Origin of the sequence: Mycobacterium sp., from assembly GCF_049683355.1 — a bacterium.
GTDB lineage: Bacteria > Actinomycetota > Actinomycetes > Mycobacteriales > Mycobacteriaceae > Mycobacterium.
The window spans coordinates 1-23009 of sequence record NZ_JBAUJB010000151.1 but is presented as its reverse complement, the minus strand read 5'-3'; the positions used below and the strand labels follow the sequence as shown (position 1 = coordinate 23009).

General features: G+C 67.5%; 18 protein-coding genes, 1 tRNA gene and 9 pseudogenes. 16 read left to right on the top strand and 12 right to left on the bottom strand.

The window, feature by feature from the left end; all coding sequences use genetic code 11:
• Positions 1–148: 148 nt before the first annotated feature.
• The 3 genes from WA944_RS09470 to WA944_RS09460 are packed head-to-tail and all read left to right on the top strand — an operon-like array spanning position 149 to position 3185.
• Positions 149–862, top strand: coding sequence for an IclR family transcriptional regulator (locus WA944_RS09470; RefSeq protein WP_526609343.1), 714 nt, complete (start codon positions 149–151; stop codon positions 860–862).
• Positions 863–902: 40 nt separating this feature from the next.
• Positions 903–2513 carry an FAD-dependent oxidoreductase gene (locus WA944_RS09465; protein ID WP_526372088.1) on the top strand — a complete coding sequence of 537 codons (1611 nt, stop codon included), beginning with the start codon at positions 903–905 and terminating at the stop codon, positions 2511–2513.
• 39 nt (positions 2514–2552) lie between these two features.
• Positions 2553–3185 carry a TetR/AcrR family transcriptional regulator gene (locus WA944_RS09460; RefSeq protein WP_526372086.1) on the top strand — a complete coding sequence of 211 codons (633 nt, stop codon included), beginning with the start codon at positions 2553–2555 and terminating at the stop codon, positions 3183–3185.
• Here the strand turns inward: WA944_RS09460 and WA944_RS09455 are convergent.
• The 4 genes and pseudogenes from WA944_RS09455 to WA944_RS09440 form a co-directional block, all read right to left on the bottom strand.
• Positions 3140–3954: pseudogene (locus tag WA944_RS09455) on the bottom strand (ArgK/MeaB family GTPase). The gene WA944_RS09460 and the pseudogene WA944_RS09455 overlap by 46 nt on opposite strands.
• Positions 3954–4244 (bottom strand): annotated as a pseudogene (locus WA944_RS09450) (IS110 family RNA-guided transposase); the annotation flags it as partial. The pseudogenes WA944_RS09450 and WA944_RS09455, both read right to left, overlap by 1 nt.
• Positions 4245–4362: 118 nt before the next feature.
• Positions 4363–5127, bottom strand: coding sequence for an enoyl-CoA hydratase/isomerase family protein (locus WA944_RS09445; RefSeq protein ID WP_526369138.1), 765 nt, complete (start codon positions 5125–5127; stop codon positions 4363–4365).
• Between the two features lie 57 nt (positions 5128–5184).
• Positions 5185–5706, bottom strand: a pseudogene (locus WA944_RS09440) (methylmalonyl-CoA mutase family protein); the annotation flags it as partial.
• Positions 5707–5889: 183 nt separating this feature from the next.
• On the opposite strand from WA944_RS09440, the gene WA944_RS09435 reads away from it, so the two are divergent.
• From WA944_RS09435 to WA944_RS09420, 4 genes and pseudogenes are all read left to right on the top strand, one after another.
• Entirely contained in the window at positions 5890–6723 is an 834-nt protein-coding gene (locus WA944_RS09435; protein WP_526369136.1) for an SDR family oxidoreductase, read from the top strand.
• The gene (locus tag WA944_RS09430; RefSeq protein ID WP_526369134.1) at positions 6720–8246 is read left to right on the top strand and encodes a class I adenylate-forming enzyme family protein; all 1527 of its coding nucleotides are present in this window, start codon (positions 6720–6722) and stop codon (positions 8244–8246) included. Before WA944_RS09435 ends, WA944_RS09430 begins: the two co-directional genes overlap by 4 nt.
• Positions 8243–8545 (top strand): hypothetical protein, encoded by a 303-nt coding sequence (locus WA944_RS09425; protein WP_526646804.1) that lies wholly within the window; start codon positions 8243–8245, stop codon positions 8543–8545. The genes WA944_RS09430 and WA944_RS09425 overlap by 4 nt, the downstream gene beginning before the upstream one ends.
• A gap of 13 nt (positions 8546–8558) precedes the next feature.
• Positions 8559–10019 (top strand): annotated as a pseudogene (locus WA944_RS09420) (adenylate/guanylate cyclase domain-containing protein).
• 8 nt (positions 10020–10027) lie between these two features.
• Here the strand turns inward: WA944_RS09420 and WA944_RS09415 are convergent.
• From WA944_RS09415 to WA944_RS09395, 5 genes and pseudogenes are all read right to left on the bottom strand, one after another.
• On the bottom strand, positions 10028–10441 hold the full coding sequence (locus tag WA944_RS09415) for a nuclear transport factor 2 family protein (protein ID WP_526646802.1): 414 nt from the start codon (positions 10439–10441) through the stop codon (positions 10028–10030).
• Between the two features lie 4 nt (positions 10442–10445).
• Positions 10446–10857, bottom strand: a pseudogene (locus tag WA944_RS09410) (Zn-ribbon domain-containing OB-fold protein).
• Between the two features lie 14 nt (positions 10858–10871).
• Positions 10872–12083, bottom strand: a pseudogene (locus WA944_RS09405) (thiolase family protein).
• A 28-nt stretch (positions 12084–12111) separates the two neighbouring features.
• Entirely contained in the window at positions 12112–14370 is a 2259-nt protein-coding gene (locus WA944_RS09400; protein ID WP_526609347.1) for an acyl-CoA dehydrogenase family protein, read from the bottom strand.
• Between the two features lie 2 nt (positions 14371–14372).
• Positions 14373–15383 (bottom strand): NAD-dependent epimerase/dehydratase family protein, encoded by a 1011-nt coding sequence (locus WA944_RS09395; protein ID WP_526369126.1) that lies wholly within the window; start codon positions 15381–15383, stop codon positions 14373–14375.
• 95 nt (positions 15384–15478) lie between these two features.
• Here WA944_RS09395 and WA944_RS09390 point away from each other — a divergent pair, with 95 nt between their 5' ends.
• From WA944_RS09390 to WA944_RS09380, 3 genes are read left to right on the top strand one after another with little or no spacing between them, the layout of a single operon-like run.
• Positions 15479–16054: a TetR/AcrR family transcriptional regulator gene (locus WA944_RS09390; RefSeq protein ID WP_526369124.1), complete on the top strand. Its 576-nt coding sequence runs from the start codon at positions 15479–15481 to the stop codon at positions 16052–16054.
• A 37-nt stretch (positions 16055–16091) separates the two neighbouring features.
• Positions 16092–16538 (top strand): SRPBCC family protein, encoded by a 447-nt coding sequence (locus WA944_RS09385; RefSeq protein ID WP_526369122.1) that lies wholly within the window; start codon positions 16092–16094, stop codon positions 16536–16538.
• Positions 16535–18370 carry a sulfatase-like hydrolase/transferase gene (locus WA944_RS09380; protein ID WP_526609349.1) on the top strand — a complete coding sequence of 612 codons (1836 nt, stop codon included), beginning with the start codon at positions 16535–16537 and terminating at the stop codon, positions 18368–18370. The genes WA944_RS09385 and WA944_RS09380 overlap by 4 nt, the downstream gene beginning before the upstream one ends.
• A gap of 1 nt (position 18371) precedes the next feature.
• Here the strand turns inward: WA944_RS09380 and WA944_RS09375 are convergent.
• Positions 18372–19634: pseudogene (locus WA944_RS09375) on the bottom strand (amidohydrolase family protein).
• A 36-nt stretch (positions 19635–19670) separates the two neighbouring features.
• Here WA944_RS09375 and WA944_RS09370 point away from each other — a divergent pair.
• Positions 19671–20567 (top strand): annotated as a pseudogene (locus tag WA944_RS09370) (AraC family transcriptional regulator).
• On the opposite strand, the gene WA944_RS09365 reads toward WA944_RS09370, so the two are convergent.
• The gene (locus tag WA944_RS09365) at positions 20523–21149 is read right to left on the bottom strand and encodes a TetR/AcrR family transcriptional regulator (protein WP_526369118.1); all 627 of its coding nucleotides are present in this window, start codon (positions 21147–21149) and stop codon (positions 20523–20525) included. The pseudogene WA944_RS09370 and the gene WA944_RS09365 overlap by 45 nt on opposite strands.
• Positions 21150–21265: 116 nt before the next feature.
• Between WA944_RS09365 and WA944_RS09360 the strand changes: the two genes are divergently transcribed.
• Both WA944_RS09360 and WA944_RS09355 read left to right on the top strand, forming a co-directional pair.
• Positions 21266–21538, top strand: coding sequence for a WhiB family transcriptional regulator (locus WA944_RS09360; protein WP_526369140.1), 273 nt, complete (start codon positions 21266–21268; stop codon positions 21536–21538).
• A 101-nt stretch (positions 21539–21639) separates the two neighbouring features.
• Positions 21640–21882: a hypothetical protein gene (locus WA944_RS09355; protein ID WP_526369116.1), complete on the top strand. Its 243-nt coding sequence runs from the start codon at positions 21640–21642 to the stop codon at positions 21880–21882.
• A 37-nt stretch (positions 21883–21919) separates the two neighbouring features.
• Here the strand turns inward: WA944_RS09355 and WA944_RS09350 are convergent.
• Positions 21920–22004: transfer RNA gene (locus WA944_RS09350), tRNA-Leu, on the bottom strand.
• A 33-nt stretch (positions 22005–22037) separates the two neighbouring features.
• Between WA944_RS09350 and WA944_RS09345 the strand changes: the two genes are divergently transcribed.
• The 3 genes and pseudogenes from WA944_RS09345 to WA944_RS09335 form a co-directional block, all read left to right on the top strand.
• Complete coding sequence (locus tag WA944_RS09345; protein WP_526369114.1) at positions 22038–22427, top strand: hypothetical protein; 390 nt, start codon at positions 22038–22040, stop codon at positions 22425–22427.
• Positions 22428–22451: 24 nt separating this feature from the next.
• Complete coding sequence (locus WA944_RS09340; protein WP_370330943.1) at positions 22452–22796, top strand: DUF3817 domain-containing protein; 345 nt, start codon at positions 22452–22454, stop codon at positions 22794–22796.
• Positions 22797–22833: 37 nt separating this feature from the next.
• A pseudogene (locus WA944_RS09335) lies at positions 22834–23009 on the top strand (acyltransferase family protein); the annotation flags it as partial.

The following is a 23009-nucleotide window of genomic DNA, read 5'->3' as shown; positions in this document are numbered from 1 at the left end:
CTACGCTGCGGGCGCTCCGTCTTGACCCCGGCCCTTACCCGATGCCGCCCACACGGAGGCCGAAAATCAGCAAAACCCCAGGTCCGCCAAAGCCTTGACAGCACCCCGCCCCTTCAGGGATGACACGAGGCAACAGGCGAAGGCCCGCATGACTCGACCGTCCGTCGAACCGGGGAGCACCGCTGCGGCTGCCGGCGCGCCCGGCTCCCAGACGCTGGGCCGTGGAGTGAGCGCACTCCAGTTGGTGGCGAGTTCGCCGACCGGGCTGACGGTGACCCAGGTCGCCGACGACATCGGTGTGCACCGCACCATCGCCTGTCGGCTGCTCAGCACCCTGGCTCAGTTCCGGTTCGTGGCCAAGGGAGAAGACGGCCGGTACCGCTCTGCGGCCACCCTGGCCGTCCTGGGAGCATCGTTCGACAACAACGTCCGTCAGATGTGCGTGCCGACGCTGCGGGGCTTGGCCGACGAGCTCGGCACCACGGTGTCGCTGTTGGTGGCCGAGGGTGACCAACAGGTCGCGATCGCGGTGATCGTGCCTACCAACGTGTTCTACCAACTGTCGTTCCACGAGGGCAGCCGGTACCCGCTGGAGCGCGGCGCGGCCGGGATCGCGCTGTTGGCGAGCATGCCGCCGCGGCCGGGTGAACGCGATCTCGTACCGTTGGCGCCTCAGCAGGGCTGGGTGACCACCCACGGTGAGATCGAACCCAATACCTACGGCCTGGCGGTCCCGGTACGCCGCCGGCCTCCGGCACCGCCCACCTGCATCAACCTGATCTCGCATCGCGAAGACGTCGTCGTCGACGGCCGCGAGACAGTCATCAAGGCGGCCGACGAGTTGTCGGCGATCCTCAGCTGAGATCCGGTTTCACGGGCGCCGAACGAGGAAGGGAGACACGATGACCGACTGGGACCACGACGTCGACGTCGTCGTACTGGGTAGCGGGGGCGCCGGGCTGACCGCCGCGCTGTCCGCGGCAGTCGCCGGTGCCACGGTGGAGGTCTACGAGAAGGCCGAGACGGTCGGCGGTACGACCGCGGTCTCCGGCGGGATCGTCTGGATACCCGCGCACGGCCGGTCCGTCGACGGCCCGCTGAGCACCGATGACGCCATGGCATACCTGCGCGCGCAATCGCTGGGCTTCATGGACGACGAGTTGGTCGAGACATTCGTGCACAGTGGCGCCGCCATGCTCGACTTCGTGGAGGCGCACAGCGATCTCGAGTTCGAGGTCGCCACCGGGTTCCCCGACTACAAGCCCGAATTACCGGGTGGGAAGCCCGGCGGTGGACGATCGCTGAACGCCAAACCTTTCGACCTCGCACAGCTAGGTGACTGGCGTGACCGGATCACGTCGTTCCCGGCCGATTTCAGCAACGTCGGCATCGACGCCGAGACACGGGCGCGCATCCACGCGGCCGTAGACGACATGTCCGGCGAGTTCTGTGTCGCCGGAACGGCGTTGATCGCCGGGTTGCTGAAGGGGTTGCTGTACGCGGGTGTGGTCCCGCACACCGGCGCGCGCGCAGTCGAACTCATCGCCGATCCCCTCGGCATCACCGGCGTGCGGATCGAACAGGGCGGCAGCGACTTCCGGGTGCGTGCCCGCCGCGGCGTGGTGCTCGGAACCGGCGGCTTCGAGTGGGACCAGCGGCTGGTCGAGGCCTACCTGCGAGGTCCACTCCACGGCGCTGTCTCCCCACCCAACAACACCGGCGGCCTGCGGATGGCGATGGCGCACGGTGCCGACCTGGCCAACATGGGTGAGGCGTGGTGGGTACCGATCGTGCAGATCCCCGGTGACACCTACGCGGGGCATCCGCGGAGTCGCAGTGTCCGGCTCGAGCGCACCCGCTCCCGGAGCATCATCGTCAACCGGGCGGGCAAGCGCTTCCTCAACGAAGCGGGCGAATACAACTCGATGGCGGGCCCGTTCCACTTCCTCGATCCCAAGCTCGGATATGCCAACGATCCGGCATGGATCGTGTTCGATTCGATCCACTTCAAGCACTACGGCTTCCTCGGCGTGGATCCCGACGGACCCGTGCCCGACTGGTTCTGCCAGTCCGCCGACCTCGCCGAACTCGGCGAGAAGACCGGCATCGACCCCGCAGGTCTGAAGCAGACGCTGCAGGCCTGGAACTGCAACGTGGCCGATGAACACGACCCCGACTTCGGCCGTGGCGCAAGCGCGTACGACGGCTACTGGGGTGACGACAAAGCAGCCACCCCGGCGAGTAAAACCCTTGGCCCGATCGACACCGCCCCGTGCTTCGCGGTGCCGGTGTCCGTCGGTGCGATGGGCACCAAAGGCGGGCCACGGACCGACAGCGACGGCCGGGTACTCCACGTCAACGGCACCGTGATCACCGGCCTGTTCGCCGCGGGCAACGCGATGACGGGCGCAACGGGCAAGGCATACGGCGGCGCCGGCGGCACCCTGGGCCCGGCACTGGTGTTCGGCTACCGCGCCGGCTACGCCGCGGCCACCGGCAAATCGGTGTCCTGACACCGCAGGATCGGTTGCCGGTCGACTACCCTCGTCGCTGTGACCTCCGCGCCCATCGGCAGCCGGTTCAGCGCCATCCCGCGCACCGCCGCACAGACCAGGGTGCTGGACGCGGCCCTCAAACTCATCGCCAAGCACGGGGTTAGCGGCACGTCACTGCAGATGATCGCCGACGCCATGGGGGTCACGAAAGCCGCGGTCTATCGCCAGTTCAAGACCAAGGAAGAGATCGTCGTCGCCATCACCGAACGTGAGATGGCCAGGCTCGAGGACGCGGTGGAGGCCGCCGAGGCCGAAGGACACCCCGTGCGTGCGCGGGAAGTGCTGCTGGACAGGATGATCGATCAGGCCATCGAACGTCGCGGGGTGGTCAGCGTGCTGCAGTTCGATCCGGTGCTCATCCGGCTGCAGGCCGAACACGAACCGTTCCAGCGCTTCATCGAGAGGCTCTACGCGGCGCTGCTCGGCACCGAGGCCGGCGTCGAGGCACGCTTTTACGCGGCGATGCTGTCGAGCGCGATCAGTGTGGCCGTCATGCATCCGCTGATCGCCGACTTCGACGGCGCCACCCTCCGCGCGCAGTTGACCCAGATGACCCGCCGGATGCTCGACCTGCCCGGGCCCGCTCAGGATTCGACTGGGACGACGAAGAGCCGGTCGGCGGCCCCGTAGGGATCGTCCCGACCCTCCGCCACGGCCTGAGCCAGCCGTTCCAGGTCGGGATGACTGCGTAGCCGGGTCTGTGCCATCGAGAGGATCTGGGCGCGGGCACGCGCAAGACGCCTATCGGAGGTGTCGGTTCGGTGGTAGGTATCGATCGCCTCGAGCAATTCGGCGATCCCCCCACCCTGCGCAGCGACGAGTTTGAGGACAGGAGCGTCGGTCTCGGCGCGCAGTTCGCGCACGGTCTGGTCGGCGCCGTCGCGGTCGGCCTTGTTCACCACGACGGTGTCGGCGACCTCGAGAAGCCCGGCCTTGGCGGCCTGCACCGCGTCACCGGCGCCCGGGTTCAGGATCACCACCGTCGGCTCGGCGACGGGCGATCTCGATCTCGGACTGACCGACGCCCACCGTCTCCAGAACCACGAGGTCATAGGACAGCGCGCGAGCAACCTGACGGCGGCGGGCACCGCGGCCGCGAGTCCGCCCAGATGACCCCGGGCCGCGACCGAGCGGATCAGGACGTCGGGATCGTTGATGTGGGCGGCCATCCGAATCCAGTCTCCGAGCAGCGCACCACCGCTGAAGGCGACGACGGATCGACCGCCAGCACCGCCACCCGAAGTCCGTTGGCGCGGTAGGCGCCCACCAGGGCGCCGACCGTCGTCGACTTCCCGGCCCCCGGGGGCCCGGTGATGCCGACGACCCGAACCGGGGCGACCTCACCGAGCGCGGCGAGCACCTCGTCGCGGCGCGGTCCCATCACCCCGGCAAACGACAGCGGGCATCGGTCTTCACCCGATCACCGGACGGGCGCGCCAGTTTCGACGGCGCCGCGACCAGACACTCAATACCCGATTCCAAGAGATACCGGGCTAACCCGAAGCCGGTCGGGCCGGCCTCATAGGTCACCGCGACCGGAGCCGGTAACCCGTTGATCCATTCCAGGATCTCTCGATGGTCCGGACTCAACCGGCGTTGAAACACCTCACCGGTCTCACCATCGAGTCCACACCCAACCACCGAACGTGCGTGCACATCCAAACCAACACTCGTACGCTGAATCTTCACTGGGGCCTCCCACAGTTGTGGCTCTACCGGCCAGGACCTGATTCGTGACGGCAACCCACGCTCACATGTGGTGAGGCCCCAGCCTCCCCATATCGTCTATTCCGCGGCAAGAGGGCGATCACCCCTTGGCGATCAGGCCGTCCACGATCTTGTTGAAGTCGGCAGTCCCGAACGACACGTACTCCGCGAGGTTGGCGTAGTCCAACGACGCCATCACCGACTTCTCCAACTGGATGTTCATCAACCGCTTGGTGGCCTCCACCGCCTGCTGCGGCAGCTCCATGATCTTCTCGGCGCAGGCGATCGCCTCGGCGACCGGGTCGGCGACGACGTGGTTGGCCAGACCCAGCTCGACGGCGCGCTGCGCCTTGATCCGGACGCCGGTCAACGCGAACTCCTTGGCCTGCAACATGCTGATCTGCGACGGCCACACCAGCGGCCCGCCATCGGCGGCCACCAGACCGATCTGCACGTGCGGGTCGGCGAAGAACGCGTTCTCGGCGATGTAGACGATGTCGGACAGCGCAGCCAGGCTGCACCCGAGCCCGACGGCCGGGCCGTTGACGGCGGCGACCACCGGGATGCGGCACCGCACCATGCCGATGACAAGATCGCGACCGTGCTTGATCGTCTTCTGGCGCAGGGCTTCGTCGTTGCGAAGCTCGTCGAGATAGTTGAAGTCACCGCCGGCGGAGAATGCCCGGCCCGCGCCGGTGATCACTGCTGCCCGCGCATCGGCATCCTCGTTGAGCGCCTCCCACACGCTGGCCAGTCCCACGTGCAGGGCGTCGTTGACGGCATTGAGTTCGTCGGGGCGGTTCAGCGTGATGATCCGCAGGCCGCCGTCGGCACGGACGTCGATTTCGGCTGGCATACCGTACATTTCAAGCTCCTCTGCTCTTCGCGCAAGCGCTCATCGCCCGCCCAATCCGAGAATCCGCTCAGCGATGATGTTCTTCTGGATCTGCGACGTGCCGCCCATCACGCTCTGCGCGCGGCTGTACATGTAGGCGCCGAACAGCTCGGCCGCGGCCACATAGAGGGCCAGCAGGATCGCCGCGGTGCCGTTGATCGTGAAGCTGGTGCTGATCTTGTCGAGGGGGATGCTGTCGAACAGCAACTCGGCATGGGCGAGTGTGTCGACCGCCACCCCGACCCTGCCGACCTCCTCACCGAACTCGGGGTCGTCCGAGTCGTAGCCGCACTGGGTGGGTAGGTCCAGCGCGACCGACAGCCCGGTGCCGCCCTGGGCCAGCAGATAGCGGTAGCGGCGGTTGGACTCCTCGGCGGTGCCGAAACCCGAGTACTGCCGGAATGTCCACGTCTTGCCGCGGTAGCCGGACGCGAAGTTGCCACGGGTGAACGGGTAGCTGCCCGGCGGCGGCTGGTCGCCGGCCCGGTCGGCCGGTCCGTACACGGGTTCCAGCGGGAGCCCGGAAGGTGTATGTACTGGCTCGCTCATCAGACGATAACGTACTTCCAAAAAAGGAGAATGCCAATACCGCCTCGCGGAAAGATGCACGCGGGAGCGGGTGCCAGGTCCGCAGTACAGCGATCGAAACCCCAATACACAGCGATTATGCGATTCCCCTAAAATGCGAATCACACTATCCTGGTGTGCAGGGTCCGCCAGCCGAGGAGGCTTATGTCCAGCGAGTCATCATTCACCGACCGCACCCTGGTGGTCTCCGGTGGCAGCCGCGGGATCGGACTGGCCATCGCGCTGGGCGCTGCCAGGCTGGGCGCCAACGTGGTGCTGCTGGCCAAGACCGCCGAGCCGCACCCGAAACTGCCCGGCACCGTGCACACCGCGGTTGCCGAGGTGGAAGCCGCCGGCGGCAAGGGGCTGGCCGTGGTCGGCGACGTTCGCAACGACGAGGACGTGCAGCGCGCCGTCGACGCGGCAGTGCAACGCTTCGGCGGGGTCGACGTGGTCGTGAACAATGCCAGCGCCATCGCGACCGACCGCACCGAGGATCTGTCGGCCAAGAAGTTCGACCTGATGATGGACATCAACGTCCGCGGCACGTTTCTTCTGACCAAGGCGGCGCTGCCGTATCTGCGCAAATCCACGCACCCGCACGTGCTGACGATCTCGCCGCCGCTGAACATGAACCCGTACTGGCTCGGGGCACACCCGTCGTACACGCTGTCGAAGTACGGGATGACCCTGCTGAGCCTGGGGTGGGCCACCGAGTACGCCGACGCGGGAATCGGATTCAGCTGCCTGTGGCCGCAGACCTACATCGCGACCTCGGCCGTGACCAACCTCGCCGACGGCGACGCGCTGGTGGCGGCCTCCCGCCACCCCGACATCATGGCGGACTCAGCGGTGGCGATCCTGTCCAAACCGGCCTCCGAGGTCAACGGGCAGTGTTTCGTCGACGCCGACGTCCTCACCGCCGCCGGCGTCACCGACCTGTCGCGCTACGGCGGCGGCGATGACCCGATGTGGGATATCTTCCTGGACAAGTCATGAGTATCTCGTTGCTGTTGGAAATGGCGTCGTCGGCCGACCCGGACCGGACGGCGGTGGTCTCCGACGACGTCCGCCTTTCCACCGGCGAACTGAGCGCATTGGCCGACGGCGGCGTGGGCGTCGTCGCGGCCTCGGGCGCACAGCACGTCGCCTACGTCGGCACCGGCGGGGCCATGCTGCCACTGCTGCTGTTCGCCGCAGCGCGCGCCGCGGTGCCGTTCACGCCGCTGAACTACCGGTTGTCGGCCGACGGCCTGCGGGCGCTGCTCGACCGTCTTCCCGACCCACTCGTGGTGGTCGACGACGAGTACCTCGACGCCGTGGGTGGGGAATACCGCACGGTGGGCTCGGACGAACTGCTCGACTCGGCCCGCGGCGCCGAGCCCGCAGCCGAGTTCGCCGACCCGGACGCGGTGGCCGTGGTGCTGTTCACCTCGGGTACGACCTCCAAGCCCAAAGCCGTCGAGCTCACCCACAACAACCTGACCAGCTACGTGACCGGGACTGTGGAGTTCGCTTCGGCCGATCCCGGTGACGCCGCCCTGATCTGCGTGCCGCCCTACCACATCGCCGGTGTCGGCGCGGCCCTGTCGAACCTGTACGCGGGGCGGAAGATGGTGTACCTCAGGCACTTCGACGCCGCCGAGTGGGTGCGCCTGGTGGGCACCGAGAACGTCACCTCGGCGACGGTGGTGCCGACCATGCTCGACCGTATCGTCACCGTCCTCGATGCCGACAAGGTGACGCTGCCTTCGCTGCGCACCCTCGCCTACGGCGGCTCCAAAGTGGCCCTGCCGCTGGTTCGCAAGGCGCTGTCGTTGCTCCCGCAGGTCGGGTTCGTCAACGCCTACGGCCTCACCGAGACGAGTTCGACGATCGCCGTGCTGACCCCGGATGACCACCGCGCGGCGCTGGCTGCGGCCGACGGACCGGCCGCCCGGCGGCTCGGCTCGGTGGGTCAGCCGGTGCCGGGCATCGAAGTCGAGATCCGTGCGGAGGACGGCACAGTCCTCGGCGCTGGCCAGACGGGTGAGCTGTTCGTCCGCGGCGAGCAGGTGTCCGGCAAGTACACCGACATCGGCTCGGTGCTCGACGAGCACGGCTGGTTCCCGACCAAGGACGTCGCCCATCTCGACGACGAGGGCTACCTGTTCATCGGTGGACGCTCCGACGACACCATCATCCGAGGGGGCGAGAACATCGCGCCCGCCGAGATCGAGGACGTGCTGGTCGAGCACCCGCAGGTGCGCGACTGCGCGGTGGTCGGCGCCGAGGATCCCGAGTGGGGGCAGATCATCGTCGCGGTCGTGGTGCCCCGGTCCGGCGCCGACCCCGACCCCGAGGACCTGCGATCGCACGTCCGCTCGCAGCTTCGCGGATCGCGCACCCCCGACCGGGTGGTCTTCCGGGACGAACTGCCCACGAATGCGACCGGCAAGGTGCTGCGCCGCGAACTCGTCAGTGAACTCAGCGAACTCAGCGCCCGATCCCCCACTGCGTCAACCAAGAAGGAGCCCGCATGATCAAGAACGGCACCCGCCTGCAGAGCCAGGTCTGTGACACCCAGGTCATCGTGGTGCGTAGCGCCGACAGCCTCGACGACCTCCGGGCGGGCGGGGCGCCGATGGTGCCGATCGGTGAGCAGGCCGACGGCAGCCTGGCGCTCGACGATGCGCTGGCCGACGGGAACCTGATGGGCAAGCGCTACGTCGACGACAATGGCGCCGAAGTTCTCGTCACGAAGGCCGGCAAGGGCACGCTCACCATCGGCTCGACCCCGCTTGCTCTCAAGGAAGCCAAGCCGCTGCCCGCCAGCGACTGATACCTTCGGCCGTGTGAGGCCACGCCGCCTGCTGACCCGCTACGCAGCTGGTCTCACGTGGGCCTAATGTGCTGACCTGTCGCCGAAGTGGTGACGATCGTCGTGTCGCTGGTGGGGCGCAGCGTCGTCTCCCCGGGCAACGTCATCGCCTTCGTCGTGGTCAGCGTCATCGGCACCGCGCACCGTCGCCGTCGGCGCGGTCCTGATCGTCACCCCCACCCTTGCGGTGGCTCGGCACCGGTCTGAGTCCGACCGATGCGCAACTGCGCTCCGCGACCAAGATGATGCGCCGGCAGTCCGCGATCACGCTGGCGCCGTGGGGCCTGGCCGCCGCGGTCCTGGTACCGCTCAACATCGACGCGGGGCCGACCGGGCTCATCGTTCTCGCCTCGGCCATCCTGTTCGGCGCCATCGCCACGGTGTGCACCGGATTCCTGTTCACGATCCGAACGCTGCGCCCGCTGCTGGCCGTGCCCGCCCACCTCACCCGGCCGGCCCACACCGGGCGTGCGCGCCCGACTGCTTCTGATGTGGACCGTGTGCACGGCACTGCCCGGGTTGGCCATCGCCATTCTGCTGATCATGCGGTCCAACGGCTGGTTGCTCGACGCCTCCGCCCCGATCGAACTCGCTCTGATCGTGTTGGCACTGGTCGCCGTGGTGCTGGGACTACGCGCGATGATCCTGGCGGCGATGTCGATCTCCGACCCGGTCAGCCAAGTGGTCGACGCGATGGCCGACGTCGAGAAGGGACAGATCGACCGCACCATCGACGTCTACGAGTGGTCCGAGATCGGGCGGTTGCAGAGCGGGTTCAACCGAATGGTGGCGGGCCTGCGGGAACGCGACCGGCTGCGGGACCTGTTCGGTCGCCATGTCGGCGAAGAAGTCGCCCGCCGCGCCGTCGAGCAGAACGCCTCACCGGGGCAGGGGACGAACGTGAGGTGGCGGTGCTGTTCATCGACCTGGCCGACTCCACGCAGCTGGCGATCGTCCATGAACCCCATGAGGTGGCACGAATACTCAACGAGTTCTTCCAGATCGTGGTCGCCGCCGTCGACGAGCGGCACGGTTTGATCAACAAGTTCCAGGGTGATGCGGTGTTGGCGGTGTTCGGCGCGCCCCTGAGCATCGCCGATCCCGTCGCCGCGGCGCTGTCCACCGCGCGAGCGCTGGCGACCGAACTGCGCAGGCTTCCCGTCGACTTCGGTATCGGGGTGTCGGCGGGGCCGGTGTTCGCGGGCAACATCGGTGCCGAGAACCGTTACGAATACACGGTGATCGGGGACCCGGTCAACGAGGCGGCACGACTGGCCGACTGCGCCAAGGAGTTCGACGGCAGGGCGCTGTGCTCGGGCGCGGCCTTCGCGCAGGCCGGCACCGACGAACGTGACCGCTGGCTCCCCGCGGCAGCACCAGGCTGCGAGGCAGACCCGCGCCCACCGACGTCTACGTCCCGTCGACGCGCAACTGAACCAGCCGTCAGGGCGCGGCCACCGTGCGCACCAGCACCGTGGTGAACCGCCGCCGGGCAAGGCGCCACCCGGATGCGGTGCGCACGAACTCGTCATCGTATAAGCCGACTGCGTTCACACCGGAACTGTTGTCCTGCGCCATGATCAACGCATCGACGTAGGCACGGGCGGTTGCCGAGTCACCCTCCACGGTGACCACCTGGTTGGTGATCCGGTGCATGGTGTGCCCCGCCATCTCGTGTGCCGCCACCATGAACTCGGTGACGGCATCGACGCCGCGCCAGCTGCCGATGTCGCCGTAGTCGAGTTCGCAGTCCTCGGTGAACACCGTGCGAAACAGCGGCCAGTCACGTCGGTCGATGCCGGTCGCATAACGGACCTGCGCGGCGCTGATTTCCTGGATGTCGGCTTGGTTGCTCATCTGATCAGCTCGGCGCGGGTTCGTATCGGAGCATGGTCACGTCGTGTTCGGGATAGTCGCAGAACACCGGTCGTACCCGCATGCCGACCGAGATGTCCTCGCGGGCCACGTTGACCAGTTCGGTCGAGAATCGCGGGCCCTCGGCCCACTCGACGATCGCCAGCAGCTGCGGCACCGCATCGGCGAAGTGCGGGCCGACGGGACGGCGGGCCACCGTGAAGGCGTACACCGTGCCCATGCCGGAGATCTCCCGCCACTCCAGGTCGTCGGCGAGGGTCCTCGGCGCACGCACCCGCGGGTAGAAGACATAGGACTGTGACGACGGCGAGTACTGGATGAGCACCCGGTGTTGCGCCAGCGCATCCCAGAACGGGGGCGCTGGTAGGGGTTTCGACAGGCATCGGTCGCTGGAACATCGCGCTGCTCACCGTCAGTCCCCTTCCAGTACGAGGGTGGTCTGTTCGGACAGGATGCCACCGTTTCCGGAGACGAAGGCCCGGTGGCAGTCGGCCACCTGGGCGGCGCCGGCACGGCCCATGATCTGACGGGTGGCATCACAGACGTGGTGCATGCCCCCGGCGTTGCCCGCCTGACCGAAACCGAGTTGGCCGCCTGCGGTGTTGAGCGGGAAGTCGCCTCGGAACGTCAGGTCGTGCTGGGAGACGAACTCCATCCCCTTGCCCTTCTCGCAGAAGCCGGCATCCTCGAGGCTCAGCAGGACCGTGATCGTGTAGCAGTCGTAGATCGAGACCATGTCCATCTGTTTGCGGGTCAACCCAGACATGTCGAACGCGGTATCGGCGGCCCGGATGATGGGCGTCTGCAACAGGTCGTCGGCGTAGGTCGGTGTCTTTTACGGCACCTGCTCACCGAACCCCTTGATCCACACCGGACGGTTCGTCGACCGGGCCGCGGCGTCGGCACTGGCGACCACCACAGCGGCGCCCCCGACGCACGGCATCACGATCTCGAGCATGTGCAGCGGGTCGGCGATGACCGGGCTGGCCAGCACCTCGTCGACCGTCAGCGGCGTGTCTCTCCAGATCGCGCCCTCGGTGTGGTTTTGCGTTGAAGCGCTGGTCCGCCACGATCTTGGCCATCGCACGCTCGTCGTCCGTAGACCGAGGCATACCGTTGGGCGACCTGACCGTACGGGCCGTTCTGACCGAGGTTGCCGTACGGAATCTCGAATTCCGCCTGCGGAGAACCGAACTGGTTGCTCGACGCACCGAAGAACACCGCGTCCACCAGCGGCTTGGGCTTCTTCTCCGAGGTCGGGGTGATGTAGCGCGCGGGTATCGCGCACAGCACCACGTCGCAGATTCCCAACTCGACCGCGGCGGCCGCGCGCCACACCATGCGCACTGCGCTGGCTCCTCCGAGATCGACGAGCTCGGCGAAATTCGCCCGGACGCCGAGGTATCCGTGACCGTCGAGGGAACGAAGATCTCCGACTCGCTCAGGTGTGAGGTGACGATGCCGTCCACCGACTCGCCCGGAAGTCCGACGTCGGCCAGCGCGGCGGCACCCAACTCGGCCCACTGCTCCAGCATGAAAGGGGCCGGCGCGGCGTGGCCTTGTTCAACCGTTCGGGAGGCAGCTCCACGTAGCCGACGATCGCGGCATCTCCTCGCAACCCCATGTGCACTCGCTTCCGTTGAAACCCCGCGTCACCTGCGGGGCAGTCCGAGGATCATCTGAGCGATGATGTTGAGCTGGATTTCCTTGGTCCCCCCGCCGATCAGCTCGGCCGGCAGGTGGAAATACGGTTCGACCACCGACAGTCCCCCGGGGGCAGCGTCCTCGGTCAGCGCTGCCGGGGCGGTGAGCTCGAGGGTGGCCTTGAAGGTGCGGCGCAGCATCACGTTCATCGCGACCTTCGCGATACTCGACGCCGGCCCCGCCGCCTGCCCGTCGAGCAGCCGGATGACCTCGCGCAGGGCCAGTACCTTGATCGCGTTGGCGTAGGCGTCGGCATCACCGAGCGCGGACAGCACCCGGTCGTGGTCGTGCCCGTCGTCGGCGGCCAGGCGCCTCAGGATGCTGGCGCGGTCGAAGTTGACGTAGCCGCTGATCGCCACCCGCTCCTGCGCCATCGTCGCGATCGCCTGGTTCCACCCGTCGGTCGGTCCACCCAGCAGCATTTCGTCGGGCACGAAGACGTCGGTCAGGAACACCTCGTTGAAGTGTGACTGACCGGTTGCCTGCCGGATGGGTTGCAGCTCGATGCCTTCGGATCGCATGTCCACGATGAAGTAGCCCAGACCGCGGTGCTTGGCCACGTCGGGGTCGGTGCGCGCGAGCAGCGCCCCGAAATCCGCGGTGTGGGCAGACGAGGTCCAGATCTTGTGACCGTTGACCAGCCAGCCGCCATCGACCTTGGTGGCCCTGGTGGTCAGCGAGGCGAGGTCCGACCCGGCACCCGGCTCGCTGAACAACTGGCACCAACCCAGCTCGCCACGCTGCGTGGCCGGGATGAACCTGTTCTGGAGGTCCTCGGAAGCCGAGCTGATCAGCGTGGGCAGGATCCATTCGGCGATGCCGAGCGACGGCCTGACGAGATCGGGCCGCTTGGCGAACTCCTCGTCGACGATCAGCAGCTGCAGTTGGGTGGCGTTGACGCCCCACGGCCGCGGCCAGTGCGGTGCGATCAGCCCTGACTCCGCGATCAGTGTGCGTTGTGGCCCGGTGGCGAGGTTCTCGTAGTCGCCCTGCCGGCCCGGCCGGTCGTTTCGAAGTGTCTGCGCCTCGTCGAGCACCGCGGCGACCTGTTGACGGAACCCGTCGTCGACCTCACCCAGTTTGACTGCAAAATCCCGTGTTTCGGTGCGGGACAGGCCACCCAGTGCGTGGGCGTAGCGACCGGCGGGCCCGATCGACGCCGCCAGACCGGTCGCCCTGCGCCAGTACAGATGCAGGTCGTGTTCCCAGGTGTAGCCGATCGCACCGAACATGGTCAGTGTGTCGAGAACGAGATCCGGCGCCGGAGCCACCGCCATCAGCGCCGCTCCCGCCGTCGCGATCCGTTGCTGCACAAGTCCTTCGCTGCCTTCGCTGCCTTCGCTGCCCTCGCTTGTCGACCTGACGGCGTCCCACGCCGCTGCGGTGGCCAGTTCACTGTTGACCAGCAGCATCGCGGCCTGGTGCTGGAGCGCCTGGAACGCACCGATCGGTTTCCCGAACTGTTCGCGGGTACGCAGGTGAGCGGTGACCGCGTCGACGCACCATCGGATGGTTCCGGATGCGGCGGCGGCGGTCAGCGCCACGGCCAGGCAGCGGGCCTGCTCATCGCTGATCCCGGTGAGCGCCGAATTTCTTGTGCACGAATATCCGTCGAGCCGCACTGTCCCGACATCCATCGTCTTGTCGGTGCCGTTGAGCACGTCGATGCCGACACCGGCTGCGGACGGGTCGAGCGCGAACCAGACCGTACCGTCGTCGCAAGGGGCACCCACGATGATCACCTGCGCCGAGCACAGCCCCGGGGTCGCTGCCGACGCACCGCTCACCGTCCAACCGTCGTGGCTCGACACCGCCCGAAGCCCCCGGCCATCCGGGAGGACGACTGCCGCCGAGGCGCCCTGAGCCAGTCGGACCAACAGCGCCTGCGCATCCGGTGTCCGGTCGGCCGACAGCACGATCGCGCCGGCGGTCACCGTGGGCACCACCGGCCCGGGCAGCATCGCGGTGGCCGCCGCCTCCACCACGCACGCCGTGTCCATCAACGTGCCGCCCTGTCCACCGACCTGCTCGGGCAGGTGCACCGCATGGAAACCGTTGACGACGAAGTCGTCCCACCACTGCGGCAGATCGCCGGCGGCGAGCGAGTCGAAAGTGCTCCGTGTCTTCTCGATGGGTGCGTGGCGGGCGGCGAACTGCGTGACCGCATCGGCCAGCTGCTGCTGCTCGGGAGTCAGTCCGATCGTCATCGTCATTCCTCTGCGGTCGCTGGCCGGCGGTGTGCTTCACGGAAGAACTGCGCTGCCGCGACGATCGCCTCGGGTGTGGGCCGCGGTCGCCAGCCCAGTTCCCGGACGGCCTTGGTGTGATCCAACGGGGTCATGATGTGCATCAGACGGATGTTCAGCGGCGTCAACTTGGTGTCGGCGCCCCACAGACCGGCCACAGCATTGCTGACGTAGCCGGCCGCCGACATCAGGCGGATCGGCACCCCCCACCGTGGCGGTGTGACACCCACTGCATTGCAGGCGATCTCGTGGATCTCCCGAGTGCTCATGAATCGTTCGGACACGATGTAGCGTTCACCGATCCGCCCGCGCTCGCCGGCGAGGAGCAACGCCTTCGCCGCATCCTCGACACCGACGACTTCGGCTTCGTAGCCGTCGATGTAGAACGGCAGCTTCCCGCGGACCGCGGCGGCCAGCAGTCCGCCGTGAGGGGTCGGCAACCAGTCCCCCGGTCCGTAGGTGTTCGCCACGCACATCGCCACGCCGGGCAGGCCTCTGTCACGACAGGCCTGCATCAGCAGCTCCTCGGCGGCCACCCTGGAGCCGATGTAATCGCCGCCCACGTCGAGCCAGTTGTGGACGGTGTTCTCGTCGGCGAGCTTGTGTTCGGACCTGCCGATGGTGCCGATCGAGCTGGTGAAGACGAACCGCGTCAGGTCGGCCTGCACAGCCACGTCCAACACCGTGCGCAGACCGTCGACATTGGTCCGCCACAACGGTGCGGGGTCACGCAGCCACGGTCGCGCGTCGACCACGCAGTAGTAGACGACATCACAGCCGTCCATGGCGGCGCGCAACGACGCGGTGTCGAAGACGTCGCCGTGGCGGACGTCGATGGGCAGCCCGTCGATGGCCCGCGTCGAGCTGGTGGCGCGGATCAGCACGCGCACGTCGTCACCACGCGCGACCAGCTGCTTGGTGACGTGCGACCCGAGAAAGCCGCTGGCCCCGATCACCAGCTTCGTTCCCACCATCGCCCCGTTCATCCACACGATTTCGCGAGACGCAACGTCTCGTCGTGTGGCAGACTACGGGCGATGTCTCAGGGTGTAAAGCGCAGGGTCGGTTGATGACCACCCAAGCCACGGCGCCACGGCGGCGCAGTGAGAAGTCGCGCATGGCGATCGTCGCTGCCACCCGGGAACTGCTGCTCGAACGGGGCTTCGACAAGCTCAGCATCGAGGCGGTGGCCGCGCGCGCCGGCGTCGGGAAGCAGACGATCTACCGCTGGTGGCCCAGCAGGCACGCCCTGGTGGCCGATGTCATCCTGGAGGACGCCGACAAGATCCTGCGGCCGGTCAACAGGACCGACGACGTCACCACCGACCTCTGCACGTGGGCGGTCGGCCTCGCCACAACCCTGACGACGGCCCGCGGCAATGCCATGTTGCGCATCCTCACCACCGCCGGGATGGAGCATCCCGACACCGCAGCCCGACTACGCGCGGGGTTCAGCACCCCACTGCACGAGACGGTGCACCAACGACTGCTGAGCGACGGCTTCGACCACCGCATCGCCCAGGACGCCGCCGACGCCATCGTCGGAGGCGTCGTCTACGCCATCCTGAGCGAGGGGCGGTCGTTCGCCCACCACCGGGCCGAGTCGATCACCCGTACCGTTCTCGGCGGCATGCGCACCAGCTGATCTGGCGCGACGACGCGCTGCGGGGTTGGATGGGGTGATGTCCGCGGTGAGCCATGCCCTCACGATCGCAGCCGACACGGAAAAGATCTGGGCGGTGCTGGCGGATTTCGGCTCGCTCAGCACGTGGGCCGACGGTGTGGACCATTCCTGCCTGCTCGGCAACGGCGCCGACGGTGACCCGCTCGGCATGACCCGCCGGGTGCAGGTCGGACCCGACACGCTCGTCGAGACGATCGTGGCCTTTGCCCCGCCACACCTCATCGCCTATGAGATATCAGGGGTCCCCCGCCCGATGTCGGCGTCGAATCGGTGGGATCTGCGGCCCGATGGCCCTGGGCGCACTAGCGTGACGCTCACCAGCACCGTCCGGATGAAACCCAGTCCGCTGCGCCCGGTCGCCGAGAGGATCGGCGCCCGGCTGGTGGCGAAGCGCTCCGCGGCGCTACTGGACTCGCTGGCCGAGCACTGTGAGGAGACCCGATGACTGCCCGCACCAGCGGTGATCGACCCGACATCGTCATCGTGATGACCGACGAGGAACGCGCGGCACCGCTGTACGAAACCGAGTCGATCAGCACGTGGCGCGACGGGACGCTCACCGGGCGAAAATGGTTCGACGACAACGGCGTCAGCTTCGTCCGGCACTACACCGGCTCACTCGCCTGCGTGCCCAGCCGCCCGACGATCTTCACCGGGCACTACCCCGACCTGCACGGCGTCACCCAGACCGACGGCCTCGGCAAGGCCGCCGACGACTCACGGTTGCGCTGGCTACGTCGCGGCGAGGTCCCCACACTCGGCAACTGGTTCCGCGCCGCGCGCTATGACACCCACTACGACGGCAAATGGCATATCTCGCACGCCGACCTGATCGATCCGGCCACCGGCAGACCCTTGGCCACCAACGACGACGACGGGGTCATCGACGCCGAGGCGGTACGCCGCTATCTGGAAGCAGATCCCCTTGCCGCATATGGCTTCTCGGGATGGGTGGGCCCGGAGCCACACGGGGCGGCCCTGGCGAATGCCGGCATCCGTCGCGATCCGTTGATCGCCGACAGGGTGGTCGCCTGGCTCGAGGACCGCTACGCACGACGTCGCGCAGGAGACGCCGCCGCACTCCGGCCGTTCCTGTTGGTGGCCAGCTTCGTCAACCCGCACGACATCGTGTTGTTCCCGGGCTGGGTGCGCCGCAATCCGGTCAAGCCCTCCCCACTGGACCCGCCCCACGTCCCGCCCGCGCCGACAGCGGATGAAGACCTGGCCACCAAACCGGCCGCGCAGATCGCCTTCCGCGAGTCGTACTATTCCGGCTACGGTCCGGCGCGGGTCGTCGAGCGGACCTATCGGCGAAACGCGCAGCAGTACCGGGATCTCTACTACCGACTGCACGCCGAGGTCGACACCCCGATCGACCGGGTGCGCCGCGCGGTCACCGAGGGTGGCACCGCCGACGGGCCCGACGACACGGTTCTGGTCCGCACCGCCGACCACGGCGACCTGCTCGGCGCCCATGGCGGCCTGCACCAGAAGTGGTTCAACCTGTACGACGAGGCAACCCGGGTGCCGTTCGTGATCGCCAGGGTCGGATCCCACCCGACGCCTGCGCGCTCGGTGTCGGCGCCGACCTCGCACGTCGATCTGGTCCCGACGTTGCTGTCAGCGGCCGGTGTGGACGTCGACGCCGTCGCCGCCACGCTGGCCGAGACGTTCTCGGAGGTGCACCCACTGCCGGGTCGTGATCTCATGCCGGTCGTCGAGGGTGCACCCGCCGATGACACCCGGGCGGTGTACTTGATGACCCGCGACAACGTCCTCGAAGGCGACACCGGCGTCTCAGGGGCGGCACGTGCGCTGAAGTTGACCGCTAATCCGCCTGCACCGCTGCGTATCCGGATTCCGGCACACACCGCCGCCAACTTCGAGGGCCTGGTCGGGCGCGTGGACGACGACGATGCGACCGGAGGCGCCGGACATCTGTGGAAGCTGGTGCGGACGTTCGACGACCCGGGCACCTGGACCGAACCCGGTGTGCGCCATCTCGCCGCCGACGGGATGGGTGGTCCGATGTTCCGCAGCGACCCCCTCGACGATCAGTGGGAGCTCTACGATCTGACCGCCGATCCGGTGGAGGCGCACAACCGCTGGACCGATCCCGAACTGCACGAGCTGCGCGCACATCTGCGCGCTCAGCTGAAATACGTCCGCACGGAAGCGGTTCCCGAGCGCAACCAGCCCTGGCCGTACGCGGTGCGGCGTTCCGCGACCCCGACGCGGCGGTCACCCTTGCGGGCGCTGCGCAGTCGGTGGCGCTGACTCACGCCTGCGCGAACTGCTTCTCGTCGTAGAGGCGGGCCCACTCGGCGCGGGGCCGGATCGACACGTCGACGTCGGCGCCCTTGGTCCGCAACGCTCCGACGGTCGCCTGGTCACGGGAAGTGCGCCTGAACGGATCCCAGCCGAAGAACCGGCAGGAGTTCTGCCAGGTGATCTTGTTGATGTCGAAGTCGTCGGCGCCTGCGGCGTTCAACTCCGCCAGCACCTGCTCGGGGGCATCGGGCCAGAAGCAGTCCGAGTGCGGGTAGTCGCACTCCCAGGCGATGATGTCGATGCCGATCTCGTGGCGCAGCTTCAGCGAGGTCTTATCGGTGACGTAGCAGGCCAGCGAGTGCTCCCGGAAGACGTCGCTGGGCAACTTGTCGCCGAAGTCGCGACGCAGCCATTCTGGTTCGTGTAATGCCGGTCGCTGCGGTCGAGATAGAAGGGTATCCACCCGATGCCGCCCTCGGAGAACGCGAACTTCAGGTCGGGGTAGTTGCGCATGGCCGGGTCCCACAACAGATCCTGCGCACACATCGCCGACACCTGGGTGGCCAGGATGATCAGGTTGTCGATCGGCGCGTTGGGCGCCATGCTGATCGCGCCGAAACCGGTGCCGATGTGCAGGCACATCACCACCTGCTCTTCGGACAGGGTGCGGAACACCGGACCCCAGTACCTCGTCGTCGTGGTAACTCGGAAGTCCTTCCAGGTGCGGCAGTTCCGGCATCGTCACCGCGCGACAGCCCTTGGCGGCGACCCGGCGGATCTCGGTGCACATGGCTTCCGGATTCCAGGTGGGCAGCACCGCGATCGGGATGAAACGGTCCGGGTACGAACCGGCCCACTCGTCGATGTGCCAGTCGTTGTAGGCCGACACCATCACCAGCGTCACGTCCTCGCGGTGCATGTTGAGGTGCCGGGCGGAGAAGCCGGTGAAGGTCGGGAAACACATCGACGCCAGGATCCCGTTGCGGTTCATGTCCCGGACGCGCTCGTGGACGCCGTAGACACCCGGCCGCATCTCGGCGAATCCGGCGGGGTCGCGTCCCCATTCCTCGGGCGGCCACGACACCACGGCGTTGAGCCCGCTGACGCCCTGCGGCCTGCCCTGGTACATCCACTGGTCGACGCCCTTGTCGTCGGTGACGACGATCGGCGCCTCCGCCTTGTACTTGGCCGGGACGTGGTTGAGGAACATGTCCGGCGGTTCCACCACGTGGTCGTCGATGCTCACCAGGATCAGGTCTTCGGTCTTCATATCTCCACTAGCCCAAGGCTTTTCCCGTGGTTGGGCATGACCGTCTCTGCGTCTTCGGACGGAGTCTTGTCCGAAGCGGCCAACATGACCCGTCGCGTCATCGAGCTTCGGCGCGGGGGTTCCGCGCTGGGTGGGAGTTATCTCTACCAAGGCGACGCGCTGATCACCGGATGGCACTCCCACGAGGTACACCAGATCGAGTACGCGCTGCACGGGGTGGTCGAAGTCGAAACCGACTCCGCGCACTACCTACTGCCGCCGCAGCAGGCGGCCTGGATTCCGGCGGGCCTGGACCACCAAGCGGTGATGAACCCCGAGGTCAAGACCGTGGCGGTGATGTTCGACCGGACGATGATCGCCGACGGCGGTGACCGTGCCCGCATCCTGGCCGTGTCCCCGCTGATCCGGGAGATGATGATCTACGCGCTGCGCTGGCCGATCGACCGAAGCCGCGGCGCGGCCCGCGACGAGGAGATGTCCGACGGGTTCTTCCGCACACTGGCCGCACTCGTCGGCGAGGCACTCGAACACGAAGCACCGCTGAGCCTGCCGACATCGGAGCACCCGAATAGTCGCCGCCGCGATGGAATTCACCAAAAGCCACCTCGACGCGGTGACCTGTGCACAGGTCAGCCGGGCGGTCTCGGTCTCGGAGCGAACACTTCGCCGGTTGTTCTCCGACACCCTCGGCATGCATGGCGCACGTACCTGCTGCATGCCCGGATGCTGCGGGCGATGGCCCTTCTCGCGGCCCCCATGCAGTCGGTGCAGGGAACCGCCACCGCCGTCGGTTTCGACAGCGTCAGCTCGTTCATCCGGGCGTTCGCCCAGTTCTGCGGGGAAACACCGTCCGCCTACCACAAACGGGTCACCGGGACCCAAGCGGACTCAGTCGGCACCGGGCCGGCGGAACAGACCTTCGCGGAGCAGTGAATCCACGGACGCCTGCCATCGCTGGAGTTGCGAAGGCGAGGTGAACGGCTCGGGAAGCTGCCGGTCGATGTGCGCGCTCAGACTGGCAGCGCCGAGCGCGAGCACGATGCCGTTGAGCGCGGCCCACGTCAGATCGATGTCCGGCCGGGTTTCCCCGTGTTGCGCGCGCTGCTCCCAGCGAGCCTTACCCAACGCGAACAACGCGTCGAAGATCGTCGCTCCCAACGGACTGCCGTCGACGAGCGCCCGGCTGACATAGGCCGCGACGTCTGGGTGCTCGACGAAGATCCGGTTCACCCGCTTGCCGATCTCGGCGATCGAGTCCACCGCGCCCTCGGGGATCGGCTGGGCCATCGGCGTGATCACCAGTTCCAGGACACCCTCGTCGACCGCCTGGATCAGACCGGCCTTGGTGGCGAAGTGATGTTGCACCAGCCCTAGGGACACCCCTGCCGCCGCCGCGACCCCCCGCAGCGTCGTCCGCGACGTGCCCTGGGCCGCGAAGCACTGCAGGGCCGCAACACGAATCCGTTCGATGTTGCGCGGTTCTTCCGCACCGGTCCGGTCCGGTTTCGAACTCACACTGGCCACAGTAGTCCTGGCCACCGTAGTCACCGTCACCTCAAGGAGATTCGACAGTACAGCTGTATCGTCAGTACGATACAAGCGTATTACCCACGACGGGAGGGAGGGTGTCCGTGCATCCGGTGTCGATCACAGAGGAAGCGTGGACCGCGCCGTGCACGCGCGACCCCGACCGGTGGATGACCGCCCCCGACGACGGCGCCAAGGCCCTCTGCCGGGCCTGTCCCCGGCGCTGGCAGTGCGCCAAGGAGGCATGCGTCACGCCCGGTGCGGAGGGCTTGTGGGCCGGGATAGTTCTGCCCGAGAGTGGCCGCAACCGTCAGTTCGCCCTCCGTCAGCTGCGCTCCCTGGCCGAACGCAACGGCCTCCCGGTGCGCAAAAAGTGAGCTGAGCCTCCATCACGCGACTGAACACGCTCTGGTGGTTTCGTCGCCGTACGCGTGGGTAACAACGATGCATCACCCCGGTACGCGCACTAGGAGAACCCATGGCCGAGATCGCCGAGAGCCGTTACGACCCCGACGACCCGTTCACCGAGACCCTCGCCACAACCGGCCTGTTTCTCCTGGTCACCGCCATCATCGCAGTTGCATTCGGCCTGGCGAGCTGGGGGCTGTCCGAGACCCTGATGGCTGTCCTCGCCGGAGTCGCCGCGGTACTGAGCTTCACCGCGAGCATCATGTGCTTCAAGGCCCAGTCCACCGAACTCCCTGCCGACGCGCCCGCCTGATCGGCGGGGCGCAAGCCGCAGACATCCGATGATCGAGTGCGGGCGGTGGGACTCGAACCCACACGTTCTTTCGAACACGGGCACCTAAAGCCCGCGCGTATCGCCAATTTCGCCACGCCCGCAGCGCCTCGATAGTAGCGCGGTACCGTTTAGGCGTGTCCACTACACGGCGTAGCAGGCCGGCGCTCGTCCTGCTGGTGATCGCCGCCGCCGGCGGTTGCCTCGCCTTGGCGTGGTGGCAGTGGACGCGTTTCGAATCGACCTCGGGCAACTTCCAGAACCTCGGGTACGCACTACAGTGGCCGCTGTTCGCCGGCTTCTGTGTGTATGCCTACTTCAAGTTCGTGCGCTACGAGCAGGCGCCGCCCGAACCATCGTCACAGCAGACCGAGATCCCCGCGGGATTGCTGCCTGAAAGACCGGCGCCGGCCGGCCACACCGACGTCGACCCCACCCTGCGCGAGTACAACGCATACCTGGCCGACCTGGCCGAGGCCGACGGCGCCACCGAACCGACGGTGCCACCGAAGACGACCCGAGACTGACGAGAGACTGACAGGAACCGGTACGTGACAGCACCCGACTCCCCCTCGCCCATCACCTCCGTGGAGAGCATCCGCAAGGCGTTACTCGGCTACCGAGTGCTGGCCTGGGCGACAGGCATCTGGCTGATCGCGCTGTGCTACGAGATGGTGATGAAGTACGCCTTCAACGACGACTCGCTGGGCTGGATCGCGGTGGTGCACGGGTGGGTCTACTTCATCTACCTGTTGTTCACCGCCAACCTCGCGGTGAAGGTCCGCTGGCCGATCGCCAAGACCGTCGGAGTGCTGCTCGCCGGCACGATTCCGTTGGTCGGCATCATCGTCGAGCACTTCCAGACCCAGAACATCAAGTCTCAGTTCGGCATCTGAGCTCGCTAGACTCGATGCGGTGACAGCCGGTACCGGGATGCGCCACAGCGCTGCCCCGGCGGGTGGCAGCAGCTCACACTCGTCCCGAATTCCCGCCCTGACCGGTCTGCGTGCCGTCGCCGCGCTTCTCGTCGTCGGCACGCACGCGGCGTTCGCGACCGGCTACCTCACCCACGGCTATCTCGGCGGGATCTACGCCCGCTTGGAGATCGG

Coding starts and splice junctions, on each gene's coding strand:
- WA944_RS09425 (WP_526646804.1), top strand. CDS start 8,243: ATGATCAAGAACGGCACCCGCCTGCAGAGCCAGGTCTGTGACACCCAG.
- WA944_RS09400 (WP_526609347.1), bottom strand. CDS start 14,370: ATGACGATCGGACTGACTCCCGAGCAGCAGCAGCTGGCCGATGCGGTC.
- WA944_RS09445 (WP_526369138.1), bottom strand. CDS start 5,127: ATGTACGGTATGCCAGCCGAAATCGACGTCCGTGCCGACGGCGGCCTG.
- WA944_RS09395 (WP_526369126.1), bottom strand. CDS start 15,383: ATGGTGGGAACGAAGCTGGTGATCGGGGCCAGCGGCTTTCTCGGGTCG.
- WA944_RS09435 (WP_526369136.1), top strand. CDS start 5,890: ATGTCCAGCGAGTCATCATTCACCGACCGCACCCTGGTGGTCTCCGGT.
- WA944_RS09430 (WP_526369134.1), top strand. CDS start 6,720: ATGAGTATCTCGTTGCTGTTGGAAATGGCGTCGTCGGCCGACCCGGAC.
- WA944_RS09470 (WP_526609343.1), top strand. CDS start 149: ATGACTCGACCGTCCGTCGAACCGGGGAGCACCGCTGCGGCTGCCGGC.
- WA944_RS09355 (WP_526369116.1), top strand. CDS start 21,640: ATGGCCGAGATCGCCGAGAGCCGTTACGACCCCGACGACCCGTTCACC.
- WA944_RS09465 (WP_526372088.1), top strand. CDS start 903: ATGACCGACTGGGACCACGACGTCGACGTCGTCGTACTGGGTAGCGGG.
- WA944_RS09385 (WP_526369122.1), top strand. CDS start 16,092: ATGTCCGCGGTGAGCCATGCCCTCACGATCGCAGCCGACACGGAAAAG.
- WA944_RS09380 (WP_526609349.1), top strand. CDS start 16,535: ATGACTGCCCGCACCAGCGGTGATCGACCCGACATCGTCATCGTGATG.
- WA944_RS09390 (WP_526369124.1), top strand. CDS start 15,479: ATGACCACCCAAGCCACGGCGCCACGGCGGCGCAGTGAGAAGTCGCGC.
- WA944_RS09415 (WP_526646802.1), bottom strand. CDS start 10,441: ATGAGCAACCAAGCCGACATCCAGGAAATCAGCGCCGCGCAGGTCCGT.